Source organism: Amycolatopsis acidiphila (assembly GCF_021391495.1).
GTDB lineage: Bacteria > Actinomycetota > Actinomycetes > Mycobacteriales > Pseudonocardiaceae > Amycolatopsis_E > Amycolatopsis_E acidiphila.
The window spans coordinates 4,929,903-4,944,775 of the sequence record NZ_CP090063.1; the positions used below are offsets into that span (position 1 = coordinate 4,929,903).

Annotated in this window: 13 protein-coding genes and 1 pseudogene; 4 read left to right on the plus strand and 10 right to left on the minus strand. The window is 72.7% G+C overall.

The genetic code is table 11. The features are described from left to right. Position 1: 1 nt before the first annotated feature. The 5 genes and pseudogenes from LWP59_RS24110 to LWP59_RS24130 all read right to left on the minus strand — a co-directional run bounded on the left by LWP59_RS24110 (position 2) and on the right by LWP59_RS24130 (position 3,636). Positions 2 to 280, minus strand: coding sequence for a Zn-ribbon domain-containing OB-fold protein (locus LWP59_RS24110; protein ID WP_233459055.1), 279 nt, complete (start codon positions 278 to 280; stop codon positions 2 to 4). Positions 281 to 298: 18 nt separating this feature from the next. After that, a pseudogene (locus LWP59_RS24115) lies at positions 299 to 430 on the minus strand (zinc ribbon domain-containing protein); the annotation flags it as partial. Positions 431 to 483: 53 nt separating this feature from the next. Beyond that, a complete protein-coding gene (locus LWP59_RS24120; RefSeq protein WP_144639970.1) occupies positions 484 to 1,968 on the minus strand; it encodes a class I adenylate-forming enzyme family protein in 1,485 nt (494 codons plus the stop codon). Beyond that, positions 1,968 to 2,738, minus strand: a complete 771-nt coding sequence (locus tag LWP59_RS24125) for an SDR family oxidoreductase (RefSeq protein WP_144639973.1) — start codon at positions 2,736 to 2,738, stop codon at positions 1,968 to 1,970. Before LWP59_RS24125 ends, LWP59_RS24120 begins: the two co-directional genes overlap by 1 nt. Before the next feature lie 49 nt (positions 2,739 to 2,787). Then, the gene (locus LWP59_RS24130) at positions 2,788 to 3,636 is read right to left on the minus strand and encodes an SDR family oxidoreductase (protein WP_144639976.1); all 849 of its coding nucleotides are present in this window, start codon (positions 3,634 to 3,636) and stop codon (positions 2,788 to 2,790) included. A gap of 90 nt (positions 3,637 to 3,726) precedes the next feature. Here LWP59_RS24130 and LWP59_RS24135 point away from each other — a divergent pair, with 90 nt between their 5' ends. From LWP59_RS24135 to LWP59_RS24150, 4 genes are all read left to right on the plus strand, one after another. Continuing rightward, positions 3,727 to 4,896, plus strand: coding sequence for an OB-fold domain-containing protein (locus LWP59_RS24135; protein WP_144639979.1), 1,170 nt, complete (start codon positions 3,727 to 3,729; stop codon positions 4,894 to 4,896). Then, positions 4,893 to 6,053, plus strand: coding sequence for a thiolase C-terminal domain-containing protein (locus LWP59_RS24140; protein WP_144639982.1), 1,161 nt, complete (start codon positions 4,893 to 4,895; stop codon positions 6,051 to 6,053). Before LWP59_RS24135 ends, LWP59_RS24140 begins: the two co-directional genes overlap by 4 nt. Beyond that, complete coding sequence (locus LWP59_RS24145) at positions 6,046 to 7,218, plus strand: acyl-CoA dehydrogenase family protein (RefSeq protein ID WP_144639985.1); 1,173 nt, start codon at positions 6,046 to 6,048, stop codon at positions 7,216 to 7,218. Before LWP59_RS24140 ends, LWP59_RS24145 begins: the two co-directional genes overlap by 8 nt. Positions 7,219 to 7,286: 68 nt before the next feature. Beyond that, a complete protein-coding gene (locus tag LWP59_RS24150; RefSeq protein ID WP_144639988.1) occupies positions 7,287 to 9,197 on the plus strand; it encodes an MFS transporter in 1,911 nt (636 codons plus the stop codon). Positions 9,198 to 9,204: 7 nt separating this feature from the next. Here the strand turns inward: LWP59_RS24150 and LWP59_RS24155 are convergent, their stop codons facing one another. From LWP59_RS24155 to LWP59_RS24175, 5 genes are read right to left on the minus strand one after another with little or no spacing between them, the layout of a single operon-like run. Next, complete coding sequence (locus tag LWP59_RS24155) at positions 9,205 to 10,677, minus strand: class I adenylate-forming enzyme family protein (protein ID WP_144639991.1); 1,473 nt, start codon at positions 10,675 to 10,677, stop codon at positions 9,205 to 9,207. A 4-nt stretch (positions 10,678 to 10,681) separates the two neighbouring features. Next, positions 10,682 to 11,827 carry a thiolase family protein gene (locus LWP59_RS24160; RefSeq protein ID WP_144639994.1) on the minus strand — a complete coding sequence of 382 codons (1,146 nt, stop codon included), beginning with the start codon at positions 11,825 to 11,827 and terminating at the stop codon, positions 10,682 to 10,684. After that, positions 11,820 to 13,001 carry an acetyl-CoA hydrolase/transferase C-terminal domain-containing protein gene (locus tag LWP59_RS24165; protein WP_229857167.1) on the minus strand — a complete coding sequence of 394 codons (1,182 nt, stop codon included), beginning with the start codon at positions 12,999 to 13,001 and terminating at the stop codon, positions 11,820 to 11,822. The genes LWP59_RS24160 and LWP59_RS24165 overlap by 8 nt, the downstream gene beginning before the upstream one ends. Further along, the gene (locus tag LWP59_RS24170) at positions 12,998 to 14,119 is read right to left on the minus strand and encodes an acyl-CoA dehydrogenase family protein (protein ID WP_144639997.1); all 1,122 of its coding nucleotides are present in this window, start codon (positions 14,117 to 14,119) and stop codon (positions 12,998 to 13,000) included. Before LWP59_RS24170 ends, LWP59_RS24165 begins: the two co-directional genes overlap by 4 nt. Further along, positions 14,104 to 14,856, minus strand: coding sequence for an enoyl-CoA hydratase-related protein (locus LWP59_RS24175; protein WP_144640000.1), 753 nt, complete (start codon positions 14,854 to 14,856; stop codon positions 14,104 to 14,106). Before LWP59_RS24175 ends, LWP59_RS24170 begins: the two co-directional genes overlap by 16 nt. Positions 14,857 to 14,873: the final 17 nt, after the last annotated feature.

The window sequence follows — 14,873 nt, forward strand, 5'->3', positions numbered from 1 at the left end:
CTTACCGAACCGGCTGGAAAGCGAACACGACCGTCTCGTCGCCCTCGGGCGTCGAGCCGAACGGCAGAACGGTCAGCTCCATCTCCTGCCCGATCGCGAGCTTGTCCGGATCGGGCTCGGTCAGCCTGGCCTCCACCCGGCAGGCCCCCGGCAGCTCCACATATCCCACGCTGAACGGGACGAACGTCTCCGGCGTGTCGGCACCGGCATAGGGCGGCGACGGGGGACGGAACCGTTGCGTGGTGAACGTCCACAGCCGGCCACGACGGGGCAGCTCCACCTGGGCCACCTCGGCCTTTCCGCAGGCGAGACAGTGTTCGCGGTAGGGGAACGCGACGTGGCCACAGCTTCCGCAGCGGCCCCCGAGCAGTGCCGGTTCCGCTGCCGGCCAGGTGAAAAGTCCTGGCGCCAAGGGAATCCGCTTCGCCATCGAGGCTCCTACTCTTCCGGCCGTCAACTAACGACACTCTAGTGCTAAGTAGCTCAAATATCTACCTGAATAATCGGCTTGATCCGCTGGTCGGCGGCCGCCGGGTCGGCGTGCCAGACGGCCAGCTGCCGGCGCAGCAGCTTCCCGGCACCCGTGTGCGGCAGCGCGGGCACCTCGTACCAGAACGCGGGCACCTTGAAGCCGGCCAGCCGTGCGCGCACGAAGGCGTGCAGCTCCCCCGCAGCGGGCAGCTCGCCCACCGGCACGAGGAACGCGGCGATCGTCTGCCCGAGCCGCCGGTCCGGTACCCCGACGACGCCGGCGGACGCGATCGCCGGATGTGCCCGCAGCACCTGCTCGACCTCGAGGGGATAGACGTTCTCGCCCCCGCGCACGATCCGGTCGTGGGTCCGCCCGGCCAGGTACACGTAGCCCTCGTCGTCCACGGTGCCCAGGTCGCCGGTGCGCAGCCAGCCGTCCGGGCCGGGCAGGCTCAGATGCCCGGCCCGGACCAGCAGCTCACCGGCCCCGGTCTCGTCCGGGTCCTCGACGCGCAGGGTCAGCCCGCGCACCGGGCGGCCGACCGAACGCAGCAGGTCCGGGCGCCCGTCGAGGGCACGCAGGTGGTCCGCCGGCGTGAGGCTGGTGATCGGGCTGCCCTCGGTCTGCCCGAACAGGTTCACCATGCGCACGCCCGGCAGCACCTCCAGCACCCGGCGCAGGGTGTCCGGATGGATGGGCGAAGCGCCGTAGACGAGCGTGCGCAGCGGCACGGTGTCGAGCGCGTCGGCGGTCAGCAGCATCTCGATCATGCTGGGCACCAGCAGCGCGTGCGTCACGCCGAGCGCCTTCAGCCCGCGCCACCAGTCGACGCCGAACGACGGCGTGGCGACGACGGTCGCGCCTGCCGACAGCGCGACCAGTACGTTGCCCAGCCCGCCGATGTGGTGCACCGGCGACCCCGTCGCGAACACCGCGTCAGGCTGGTCGAACCGCACCAGCTCGGACAGGACCGCACTCCGCCGCGCGAGCACCTGCTGGGTCAGCGGCACCCGCTTGGGCGCGCCGGTCGTGCCACCGGTGTGCAGGTAGACCCCCACCGACTCCGGACCGGGAACGGCCAGCCGGTCCGGCTCGCCGCCGTCGTCGGCGAACACCGGGACGGGAACGGGCCGGGCTCCGCTCACGCGACCGGTTTCCCCGGCGGTCTCGGCGAAGGCGGGTTCGTGCAGGAGCACGTGCCCCCCGAGGTCGCACAGGGGCACGACCAGCTCCGGCACCGGCAGCCTCGGCCCGAGCGGTGCCAGCGGGTGCCCGGTCGCGGCCCCGGCCAGCAGCAGCGCGAAGGTATCCGCGTTGGTGGTGACCAGCGCGGGCAACGGGGCACCGGGCGGCAGGCCGAGCGCGTCGACCCAGCGCACCGCCGCCGCGGCGGCACCCAGCAGCTGCGCGCCGGTGACCGTCCGCTCGCCGTCGATCACCGCCGGCCGTCCGGATCCGCGGTGGGCGGCGACGACCGCGGCGGACCAGCTCGCCATCAGCGCGGGGTGAACCGCTGGGCGCCGTCCAGGCGGATGGTCTCGCCGTTGAGGTAGGGGTTCTCCAGGATGTGCGCCACCAGCCCGGCGTACTCCTCGGGCTTGCCGAGGCGCTTGGGGTTGGGGATGTTCGCCGCGAACTTCGCCAGTGCCTCCTCCCCCACCCGCTCCATGATCGGCGTCCGCATGGTGCCCGGGGCGACGGTGACCACCCGGATGCCCAGCGAGCCGAGGTCGCGGGCCGCGACGATCGTCATGCCCACCACCCCGGCCTTCGCCGCGGAATAGGCGATCTGCCCGATCTGGCCCTCGAACGCGGCGATGCTCGCGGTCGTCACCACCGCGCCCCGCTGACCGTCGCCGTCCGGCTCCGTCTTCGCGATGGCCGCCGACGCGATCCGCAGCACGTTGTAGGTGCCGGTCAGGTACAGGTCGATCGTCTTGGTGAAGCCGTCGAGCGAGGACGGGCTGCCGTCGCGCTGCACGACCTTCTCCGCGACGCCGAACCCGCCGTGCGCCACGACCGCGTACCGGAACGTGCCGAGCTTTCCGGCCTCGGCCACGGCGTTGGCCACGCTCGCCTCGTCCGTCACGTCGGTCCGGACGTACCGGACCCGGTCGCCGAGATCCGCGGCCAGCTTCTCCGCCTTGTCGTCGGCAAGGTCGGCGATCACCACCGCGGCGCCCGCCACGGCCACCCGCCGCACCGCGGCCTCGCCGAGGCCACCCGCGCCACCTGTCACCAGAACGACACCGTCCGCCAGAGCCACACTTCCTCCAAAGATTCGGAAAGCTTTATTATTATGCTATATAATGGCTTCAGGGAAGAGGGCTGCCGGGCAGGAAGAAGTCGGGGTCGAGGTCCTCTTCCCGGCCGGTGAGGCGATAACCGGACAGGTCGGTCACCCCCGCCGCCGTCAGCACCTCGTCGTCGACGAAGAAGTTCCCGGTGCACTCGCGGCTGTCCCTGGTGAGGATCAGGTGCGCGGCGTCGGCCATGATCCGCGGCGACCGGGCGCGGGACGCCGCCGCCTCGCCGCCCAGCAGGTTCCGGATCGCCGCCGTCGCGATCGTCGTGCGCGGCCACAGCGAGTTCGCCGCGATGCCCCGGTCCGTCAGCTCGTCGGCGAGCCCGAGGGTGCACAGGCTCATGCCGTACTTCGACAACGTGTAGGCCAGATGCGCACCCGCCCACCGCGGGTGCAGGTTCAGCGGCGGGGACAGCGTGAGGATGTGCGGGTTGCCCGCCTTCTCCAGGAACGGCAGTGCCGCCCGCGACAACGCGAAGGTGCCGCGGGTGTTGACGTCCTGCAGGAGGTCGTAGCGCTTCATCGTCATCTCCGACGTCGGCGACAGGTTGATCGCGCTGGCGTTGTTGACCACTACGTCGATCCCGCCGAACGCCTCCACCGTCTTCGCCACCGCCACCTCGACGTCGCCGTCGACCCGGATGTCGCCCACGACCGGCAGCGCCCGCCCACCCGCGGCCTCGATCTCGGCCGCGGCGGTGAACACCGTCCCCTCCAGCTTCGGATGCGGCTCGGCGGTCTTGGCCAGCAGGGCGACGTTCGCCCCGTCCTGGGCGGCCCGCACCGCGATGGCCAGGCCTATCCCCCTGCTTCCGCCCGACACCAGGATCGTCTTCCCGGCCAGCGTCGACTCCGTCACAGCAGCTGCCTCCCTGTCGTTCCCGTCTCGCACAGCATCCTAGAAACAGTTAGCTAAATATGCTATTTTTTCGGGGAGGACGGAGGTCACATGACACAGGTTTCTTCAGTAGGCACGTACCTTCCGTGCTGGGGAAGCGCCCTGCGCCGACAGGCAGGGGACGACGAGGACGCGCTCACGCTCGCCGTGGCGGCGGGACGGGCGGCGCTGAGCGGCGCCGGCGTCGCCGAGCGCGTGATCGTGGTCAGCCGTGAGCTGCCACTGCTCGAGGGGGGCAACGGCGCGGTCCTGCTCGCAGGGCTCGGCCTCGATCCCGAGCTCGAGGTCGACGAACGGCTCGGCGGCGCACCCGCCGCACTGGACGCGCTCAGCTCGGCACGGCCCCGCACGCTGGTGATCGGCACGGACCTCGACCCGGCCGGGGCCGCCGCGGTCCTCACCGGCGACGAGGGCCTGTCCGTCCGCGCGACGGCCCGGCTCGCCCGCAGCCTCCCCGTGCGCACCCGCGACGCGTCGGGCACCGTGCACGACTACGGCGATCCCCGGCTGCTGCGTGAGCGCGGCCTGCTCGCCTCCGTGGCCGCGGCGGGAGTCGAGAAGCCGGTCGCGGTCGCGGGAGCGGACCGCAAGCAGGCGGGCTCCCTGTGCGCGGGCACGGCGCCGGAGCTGCCCACGACCGGGGCCAGCGCGCCCTTCTTCGCGCTGGCGGCCCTGGCCGAGGGCGGCACGACCGGCACCCTCCTCGCGGTCGAGCAGGCCAGCCTGACCGGCGTGCTGGTCGAAACCGGCCCGCTGCGCGTCTCCCGCCGGGAGGCGGCGGCACGTCCGCTGCCGAAGGGCAGGTACACCCCGGGCGCGGAGATCCCGATCTCGCTGGCCGCCTACGACCGCGCCTTCGAACCCAAGCTGCGCTGGGAGGCCGCCCGCCACCCGGGCAGCGACGAGCTCGACTTCCCACCCCGCTACCGGGTCGGCCGGGACGGCTCGCTCAGCTCGGACTACACGCTGGTACCGCTGCCGCGCACCGGCACCGTCTACACCGGAGTCACCGTGCACGTCCCGGTGCCCGGTCTGAAGACCCCGTACTCGCTGGTCATCGTGGAGCTCGACGAGGTGGGCGTGCGGGCGCTGGTGAAAGTGACCGGTACCGAGCCCGGCACCGTCGACATCGGCGACCGCGGCCGGATGGTGCTGCGCCGGGTCGCCGTCCGCTCCGGCGTGCCGGACTACGGATACGCCTTCGAACCGGAGGAAGCATGAGGAAGGTCGCCGTCGTCGGCGCGGGGATGACTCCCTTCGCCGAGCACTTCGCGCTGGGCATCAAGGACCTGCTGCCCATGGCGTTCGCCGAGTGCGCCGCCAGTGTCGACAAGGGACTGGACAAGAACGACATCCAGGCCGCCTGGTTCGGCGAGCTGAGCACGACCGACGGGTTCCCGTCCGGCATCCTCGCCGACACCCTCGGCCTGCCCGACATCCCGGTCACCCGGGTCGAGAACGCCTGTGCGACCGGGAACGACGCCGTGCGCAACGCACTGTTCGGCATCGCGTCCGGCGCCTTCGACATCGCACTCGTCGTCGGCGCGGACAAGGTGCGCGAGTCGGCGTCGAAGGACACGTTCTGGGAGTGGGCCGGGATGACCCGCGACATGGCCTGGGACTACCCGCTCGGCCTGGTCGCCCCCGCCAACTTCGCCCTGCACGTGACGCGCTACCTGCACGAGTCGCCGGCGACGAAGGAGCACATGGCGATGGTGGCCGTGAAGAACCACCACCACGCGGTGTCCAACCCCAAGGCGCAGCTGCGCTTCGACATCACCGTCGAGCAGGCTCTCGACGCGCCGACCGTGGTGGCCCCGTTCGGCCTCTACGACTGCACACCGCAGAGCGACGGCGCCGCCGCGCTCCTGCTGGTGTCCGAGGACGTCGTCGACCGCTACACCGACCGTCCGGTGTGGGTCCGCGGCGTCGGGCTCGGCCTGGACCGGGTGATGCACCAGCACAAGCGGGACATGACCACCTTCCCGGCGACCGTCAAGGCGGCGAAGCAGGCACTGGGCATGGCAGGCCTGACACCGTCCGATGTGGACGTCGCCGAGGTGCACGACTGCTTCACCGGCGTCGAGCTGATCAGCTACGAGGACCTCGGCTTCGCCGAGCGGTTCGGTGCGTACAAGCTCGTCGAGGCCGGGGTGACGAGCGTGGGCGGGGCGCTGCCGGTGAACCCGAGCGGAGGGCTCAAGGCGAAGGGGCACCCGCCGGGCGCCACCGGTGTCGCGCAGTGCGTCGAGCTCTTCGAGCAGCTGCGCGGCGAAGCGGCCAACCAGGTCGACGGCGCGCACGTCGGCCTGGCCCACAACATCGGCGGGCCGACCGCGGTCTCGGCCGTCACCGTGCTGGAGGGCCCCGGTGCCTGACATCCCCTTCCTGAGCGACTGCACGCCGCTCACCGACCAGCAGCGGGACCTGCAGCGGATGGTCCGCGAGTTCGCGGCCGACCGGGTCGCGCCGCTGGTCGCCGAGGCCAACGCGAACGAGAAGTTCCCCCGTGAGGTCCTGCTCGAGATGGGCAAGCTCGGCCTGCTCGGCGGACTGGTGCCCGAGCAGCACGGCGGGCTGGGCCTGGACCACCTCACCTACTCGATCGTGATCGAGGAGATGGCGCGGGTGGACCACATCGCGGCCGTCTACATGAGCATGCCCTCCAGCCTGGTCGGCGCCGGACTGCGCAGGTACGGCACCGACGAGCAGAAGGAGCGCTGGCTGCGCCCGCTCGCCCAGGGCGAGCTTTTCGGCGCGGGAGGCGTGACCGAACCCCGCTCCGGCAGCGACGTCGCGGGGATCACCACGACCTATCGCGCCGACGGCGACGCGTTCGTGGTCAACGGGTCCAAGGCGTGGATCTCCAACCTCGACAACGCCGACTTCCTCGTCACCTTCGCGACGAAGGACAAGGCACTGGGCCGCAAGGGCATCAGCGCGTTCGTCATCCCGGTCGACACGCCCGGGGTCACGCTGAAGCCCTATCACGACAAGCTCGGGTTCCGTTCGATCTCGACCGGGGACGTGTTCCTGGAGGACGTCCGGCTGCCCGCAGGCCACCTGCTCGGCGAGGAGGGCCAGGGCTTCTACATCGCCATGGCCGCGGTGGAGAGCGGGCGGCTCGCCGTGGCGTCCCGCGCCGTGGGCCAGGCCCACTCGGCACTCGAGGACACCCTGTCCTACGCCCAGGACCGGGTGGTGTTCGGGCAGGCCATCGCCGAGTTCCAGCTCACCAAGGCCAAGATCGCCGACATGGCGACCGGCGTGGTCACCGCGCGGCTGCTCACCCACGCCGCCGCCCGGCTGCTGGACGGCGGCGACCGGGCCCGCGTGCAGCTGTCGATGGCCAAGCAGTACGCCAGCGACGTGATGCAGCGGGTCGCCACCGAGGCGGTCCAGGTGCACGGCGCCTACGGCACCTCGCCGGAGTACCGGGTGTCCCGGATCTACCGCGACGCCAAGGTGTTCCAGCTGGTCGAAGGCGCCAACGAGATCCACAGGCTGCTCATCGCCGACTACCTGCTGGGAAACCGGAAGTAGCACCGGGCGCGGACGGTACTTTCGGGAGGAAACAGTCCGTGCACGAACTCCCGGGAGACCGTCCGCGCATGTCCCAGCCACTCGGACCGGCCGCGCCCTCGGGGCGCCTGACCGCGGTGCTCGCCTTCGCCGGCGTGGTCGTCGCGGTGATGCAGACCCTGATGGTGCCACTGCTCGCGAAGCTGCCCGAGCTGCTGCGCACGTCCAGCTCGAACACGGCCTGGGTGATCACCGTGACCCTGCTGACCGGCGCCGTCGCGACGCCGGTGCTGGGCAGGCTGGGCGACATGCACGGCAAGCGCCGGATGCTGCTGCTCGCGCTCGGCCTGCAGGTCCTCGGCTGCCTGGTGTGCGGGCTCACCTCCACGCTGGTGCCGATGATGGTCGGCCGTGGCCTGCAGGGGTTCGCGATCGGCGCGATCCCGCTGGGGATCAGCATCATGCGGGACGAGCTGCCGGGCGAGCGGCTCGGCTCGGCGGTCGGGCTGATGAGCTCGTCGCTGGGCATCGGCGGCGCACTCGCACTGCCCGCGGCCGCGCTGGTGGCCGAGCACCTGGACTGGCACGTCCTGTTCTTCGGCGCGGGCGCACTCGGGATCCTCAGCCTCGCGCTGGTCCTGCTCGTGGTACCCGAGTCGGCGGTGCGCACCCCCGGCCGCTTCGACGTCCGCGGCGCGATCGGGCTGTCGGCCGGGCTCGTCTGCCTGCTGGTCGGCATCTCCAAGGGCAGCGACTGGGGCTGGGGCACCGCGCGCACACTCGGGTTCTTCGGCGCCGCCGCGGTCGTCTTCGTGGGCTGGGGGTTCCTCCAGCTCCGCACGGCCGAGCCGCTGGTCGACCTGCGCACCACGGCACGCCGGCCGGTCCTGCTCACCAACCTGGCGTCGATCATGGTCGGGTTCGCCCTCTACGCGACCCAGCTGGTGCCGCCGCAGCTGCTGCAGCTGCCCGCGGCGACCGGGTACGGGCTGGGCCAGTCGATGATCATCGCGGGCCTGTGCGTCGCCCCGTCGGGGCTGCTGATGATGGCGGTGTCGCCCCTGGGCGCCCGCCTGACCGCGGCGCGCGGGCCGAAGGTCTCGTTGCTGTGCGGCATCGTGGTGCTCGCCGTCTCCTACGCGGCCGGGCTCGCGCTGCTGCACGAGGCCTGGCAGCTCGCCCTGTTCTCCGCCATGGCCGGTATCGGGGTGGGGCTGGCCTACGCCGCGATGCCCGCCTTGATCATCGACGCCGTGCCCGCCTCGGAGACCGCGGCCGCCAACGGCCTGAACACCTTGATGCGCTCGATCGGCACCTCGTCGTCGAGCGCGGTGGTCGGCATGGTGCTGGCGCACCTGACCACGGACTTCCGCGGGACGCCGGTGCCGGCACTGGCCGGCTTCCGGACCGCGTTCCTGATCGGCTGCGGCGCCTGCGTCCTCGCCCTGCTGGTCGCGTCCTTCATCCCCGGCCGCCGCACCGCGTCGCCGTCGAGGGCCTTGCGGGGGACGGTCCGGAACACCCGGGGCGGCGTGCTCGCGGGTGCACTCGTGATCGTCACCGACGCCCGGGGCGACGTCACGGGCAGCGTCACCACCGGCACGGACGGCGCGTTCGACCTCGCCGGCCTGCCGCCCGGGCGCCACGTGCTCACGGTCGCCGCCGACGGGTACCGGGCGGCCGCCGCGGCGGCCGAGGTCGGCGACGGGGCCACCACGGGGGTCGACTTCGCACTGTCCCCGCACTTCGCGGTGCGGGGCACGGTCCGCGCGGAGGACGGCTCACCCCTGGTCGACGCGCGGGTCAGGCTGCTCGGGCCCGAAGGCACCGTGGTCGCGGTCGGCACGACGGGCGCCTACGGCGACTACCTCATCGACGGCCTCACCGGCGGCAGCTACACCGTGATCGCGAGTGGTTACCCGAGCATGTGCACCACGGTGTCGCTGTCCGGCCGCGGCCGCGACGACTTCGACCTCATCCTGAGTCACCCCGGGCACTGACCGGGGATCACCAGAGCGGCGCGCCCCAGTCGGTCTCGTCCCGCAGCCGGGGTTTGACCACCTTCCCGCCCGCGTTCCGGGGCAACGGCTCCGTGCGCAGCCGGACGTACTGGGGCACCTTGAAATCGGCGATCCGCTCCCGGGCGAACGCCACGAGCTCGGCCGCCGTCGCGTCGCCGCGCAGCACCACCGCCGCCGCGACCTTCTTGCCCAGCACGGGATCCGGCACGCCGACGACGGCGACCTCCCCGACGGCCGGGTGGGCGGCGAGCGCGTTCTCCACCTCGGTGCAGTAGACGTTCTCCCCGCCGCGGTTGACGACGTCGTCCCGGCGGTCGAGCAGCTGGATCGCGCCGTCGGCGGTGATCCGGGCGATGTCGCCGGTGTGCAGCCAGCTGCCCTTCAGCGCCCGCGCGGTGGCCTCTGGACGGCGCCAGTAACCGCTCATCAGCTGCGGGCCGCGCACCAGCAGCTCGCCGGTGTCACTCACGCTGAACTCGGTGGCGGGCATGGCGAAGCCGACCGTGTCGGCGTGGCTCAGGGTGTACTCGTGGGGCAGCCCGCTGACGATCCCGCAGGTCTCGGTGAGCCCGTAGCCCGGGCAGAGCTGCGCGTCCGGGAACGCCTCGCGCAGCCGGCGCACCTGGTCCGGCGGTGTCGGGGCGCCGCCGTAGCCGACCCGGCGCACCCCGCTGACGTCGGTCGAGGCGAACTCGGGCCGTTGCAGTGCCAGCCAGTACATCGCGGGCACCGCGGTCAGCACGGTGATGCGCTCCGACGTGATGGCCCGCAACCACTCCCCGGCGTCGAAGGCCCGCTGCAACACCGTCGTCCCGGCGGCCAGACACGTGGGCAGCCACTGCACGAGGCTGCCCATGACGTGGAACAGCGGCGCCGGAACGAGGTTGCGCACGTCGCCGTAGGGCAGTTCGAGCGCGCGGCGGGCGGCCTCGGCGGCGGAGAGGATCGCGCGGTGGGCCAGCATCGCGCCCTTCGGCGCTCCCGTGGTGCCGCTCGTGTAGAACAGCGCGGCCAGGTCGTCCGGCTCCGCGTCCCGCACGAGCGGCGGACCGTCGGGCAGGGCATCGCCGGGTCCGATCGTGCAGGCCGCACCGCAGTCGGTCACCACGTACTCGGCTTCGGCCTCGGTGAACCGGGTGTTGACCGGCACGGCGACCGCGCCGGCCAGCGACGCGCCGAGGAAGGCCAGGCACCAGCCGACCTCGTTGCCGAGCCGGATCGCGACCCGGTCTCCCGGCCGCACGCCGTGCCCGGCGAGGCCGCCCGCGACCCGGGCGGCCCGCTCGAACAGCTCCCGGTAGCCCAGCCGGGAGCCGTCCGGGCCGACCACCGCCTCGGCATCCGGTTCCTTCTCGGCGAGCCCGGCGAACAACGCGGGCAGGGACGCGGGCAGGCCCGTGAACCGTGGTCCCGGCAGCACGCCGGACTCGTCGTAGGGCCGGATCCAGGCGGTGCTCACCGGATCAGACCAGTTCGACGATCGTGGCGTTGGCCTGGCCGCCGCCCTCGCACATGGTCTGCAGGCCGTAGCGGATCCCGTTGTCACGCATGTGGTGCACGAGCGTGGTCATGATCCGCGCGCCGCTGCCGCCCAGCGGATGCCCCAGCGCGATCGCGCCGCCGTTGGGGTTGAGCGCCTTGACGTCGGCGCCGGTGTCGGCGAGCCACGCCATCGGCACCGGGGCGAACGCCTCGTTGACCTCGAAGGCGCCGATCTCGGCCACGTCGAGCCCGCTGCGCTGCAGCGCCTTCTTCGTGGCGGGGATCGGCGCGGTCAGCATGATCACCGGGTCGTCCGCGGCGACGACGGCGGTGTGCACCCTGGCGATCGGGCGAAGGCCCAGCTCGGCCGCCTTCTCGCTGGTGGTCATCAGCAGGCCGGCGGAGCCGTCGCTGATCTGGGAGCTGTTCCCGGCGTGGATCACCCCGTCGGGCTTGAACGCGGGCTTCAGCTTGGCCAGCGACTCGACGCTGCCGCCGCGCCGCACGCCTTCGTCCGCGGTGACGACCGTGCCGTCGTCCAGGGTCACCGGCACGAGCTGCGCCTCGAACCGGCCTTCGTCCTGCGCCGCGGCGGCCTTCTCGTGCGAGGCGACCGAGAACTCGTCCAGCTGGGTGCGCGACAGGCCCCAGCGCTCCGCGATCATCTCCGCGCCGATCCCCTGGTTCGGCGGAGTGCCCCCGAACCGGCTCTGCAGCGCGGATCCGAACGGGTTCGCGTCGCCGACCGTGATGCCCATCGGCACCCGGCTCATCGACTCCACGCCACCGGCGACCACGACGTCGTACTGGCCGCTGATCAGCCCGGCGGCCGCGAAGTGCACCGCCTGCTGCGAAGACCCGCACTGCCGGTCCACCGCGGTGCCGGGCACCGACAGCGGCCAGCCCGCGGCCAGCACGGCGTTGCGGGCGATGTCGAACGTCTGCTCGCCGGCCTGGCCCACACAGCCCCACACCACGTCGTCGACCACCACCGGGTCGATGCCGGACCGCTCCGCGAGGGCCTGCAGCACCTTCGCCGACAGATCCACCGGGTGCACCCCGGACAACGCGCCGTTGCGCTTGCCCACCGGGGTCCGCACGGCCTCCACGATCACCGCGTCACGCATACTCGTCTCCTTCGTCGAACGACAGTTCCGGATTCCGTTCCCACAACTCACGCAGCGCGTCCCGGCGCTCGGGCCGGGACAGCCCGCGAAGATCCGCCGTGCCGGTCTCGGTGACCACGACGTCCACGTCGTGGCCAGGGGTGCTCACCGGGCGGGACAGCGCGGGCACCAAAGTGGACAGTCCATTGTGTGCGGTGGCGGTCGCGACGACGCTGAGCCCGCCGACGGACCTCGTCGCGGCGGCCGCGTAGTCCGCGTGCCCGCCGATGCCGCCCAGTACGGTGCGCGCGGTGCCCTCGACGTTGACCTGGCCGTCGAAGTCGATCTCCACCGCGGTGTTGACCGCGAAGAACGGCTCCGCGGACAGCCGGCCGAGGTCGTGCGTGAACTCGATCGGGTGCAGCAGCGGGCGGCCGTCGGCCCACTCGTACAGCCGCGGCCCGCCGGCGAGGTAGGTGCACACCGGGTCGCCGATCAGCAGGCCCCGCTCGGCCAGGTCCACCACCGGTCCGGGCAGCATGCCCGTGTCGATGCGCACGGGGACCTTCAGCTCGCCGAGCATCGCGGCCGCCACCGGCCCGGGCCCGACCTGGACCGTGGCGCCTTCGGGGATCAGCGCCACCAGGGCCTGCGCGATGGCCAGCTGCTCCTCGCGCGGGACCGATTCGGGCAGGGTCAGCGGCGGGTCCGCGCTCGCGCCGACCACGACCACCTGGTCCCGGGACAGCCGGGGCCCGGCGTCGGCGCGCGGTGCGCCGGGCGAGACCACCCCGGCCACCGTGGCACCCGCCGCGATCGCCGCCCGTTGCCAGGACACCTCACTGCCGAAGGCGAACCCGTCGCCGTCCGGGACGACACTCGCGACCAGCAGGTCGGGCCGCCACGGTCCGTGCAGCAACGCCGGGACCGCGGACAGCCGGACCGGCGGGAAGCGGACCGTCCCCGCGGCGACACCGGCCCGCAGCCCCCAGCCGGGCATGGCGGTGCGCACGTCGGCGAAGGCCGCGAAGTCCAGTCCGGGGTCGGCCCGCGGCAGCCAGCCCAGGATCAGGCGCACGTTCCCGGCCCGCGCGGCCGCCGCGGACAGTTCCGCCGAAACGGCACGAGGCGCGCCGAACCCGTCTCCGACGGCGATCGTCATGCCCGGCCGGACCAGGCCGGCGAGCCCGCTCACCGCGGCAGCCCGAGCACGCGCTCGGCCAGGATGTTGCGCTGGATCTCGCTGGTGCCACCGAGAATGGTCTGCGCACGGCCGACCAGCATCCGCCGCAGCAGCGGATGCCCTGCCGCGAGCGTGTCCGTGCCGAGCGCCGACGTGGCGAGGTCGCCGAGGTCGCGGTAGACCTCGGAGCTCACCAGTTTCAGCACCGAGAAGGCCGACGAGCCCAGCTCGGTGTCCGTACCGACGGCCCGCAGCCAGGTGGCGCGCAGCAGCCAGATCCGGGTCCACAGGGCGGTGATGGTGTCCTCGAGCACCGGGTCCAGCAGACCGCGCTCGCGCGCCGCGTCGGCGACCTCGCGCAGCGCCTCGAACATGCCGACCGCCTGCGCGCCCAGGGAAAGCCGTTCCTGGCCCAGCGTCGCGGTGGCCACCCGCCAGCCCTGCCCCACCTCGCCGAGCACGCTGTCCCCGCTGAGCCGGACGTCGTCGAAGAACACCTCGTTGAACTTGCTTTCCCCGTCGAGCTGCCGCAGCGGGCGCACGGTGATGCCGGGCAGCGTCATGTCGACGACGAACGCGGTGATTCCGCGGTGCCGGTCCTCCCCGGTCCGGGCGAGGAGCAGACCGTAGTCCGCCGCGCCGGCCGCACTGGTCCAGACCTTTTGGCCGTCGACGAGCCAGTGGTCGCCGTCCGGCCGTGCCCTGGTGCGCAGCGAGGCCAGGTCCGAGCCTGCCTCCGGTTCGGAGAACAGCTGGCACCACAGGTGCTCACCGCGCAGGATCGGCGGGAGGTGGCGCCGCTGCTGGGCCTCGGTGCCGTACCGCATGAGCACCGGCCCGGCCAGGTCCGGCCCGACGATGTTGAGCTGCCGTGGCACCCCGGCCCGCGCCGCCTCCTCGGCGAAGATCGCCTGTTCGAGCACGGACGCGTCGCGGCCACCGTGCTCCGCGGGCCAGTGCAGGCAGGCATAACCCGCCTCGAACAGCGTCCGGTGCCACTGGCGTCCCGCGGGCACGTCGGCCAGCTGCGGGGTGCCGCCGTAGTCGTGCAGGCCCTCGGGCCTGGGCGCGCTCGCGAGCCAGTCCCGCACCCGGGTGCGGAACTCCTCGCCCGTCACGCTCCCGTCCACCGCGGTTCCCGCTTCTCGGCGAAGGCGGTCGCGCCCTCCTTGGCGTCCGCGCTGGCGAAGACCGCCGCTGTCGCCGACGCGATCTCCTCCCGGCCGGCACCCTGGGCCTGCGCGAGCATCAGCTCCTTGGTCACCCGCAGCGCGAGCGGGCCGTTGCGGGCGATCGTGTTCGCCAGCGCGAGGGCCTCGGCGAGCACCTGGTCGCCCGGAACGACCCGGTTCACCAGGCCTAGCGCGGCCGCCCTGGCGGCGTCGAACGTCTCGCCGGTCAAGGCCAGTTCCAGTGCCAGTGCCAGCGGGATCCGCCGCGGCAGGTTCGTCCCGCCGCCCGCGGCGACCAGGCCGCGCTTGACCTCCGGCAGGCCGAACTTCGCGTGCTCGGCCACCACCGCGAGATCGCACGCGAGCACCAGCTCGAACCCGCCGGCGACCGCGGTGCCGTTGACCGCGGCGATGACCGGCTTCGGATACACCCGCTCGGTGAACACCTCGAGGCCGGGCCGGGACTCGTCGATCACCGCGCCGCCGGCGGCGAAGGCCCGCAGGTCCATCCCGGCGCAGAAGGCCCGGTCACCGGCGCCGGTGAGCACCACCGCACGGACTTCGGCGTCCTGCTCGGCCGCGACCAGCGCCTCCCCGATGCCGGCCATGGTCTCCGCGTCCAGTGCGTTGCGGGCCTCCGGCCGGTTGATCGTCACGACGGTGACCGCGTCGTGGCGCTGGACCAGAACACTCATCTTTTTGCTCCCTCGAT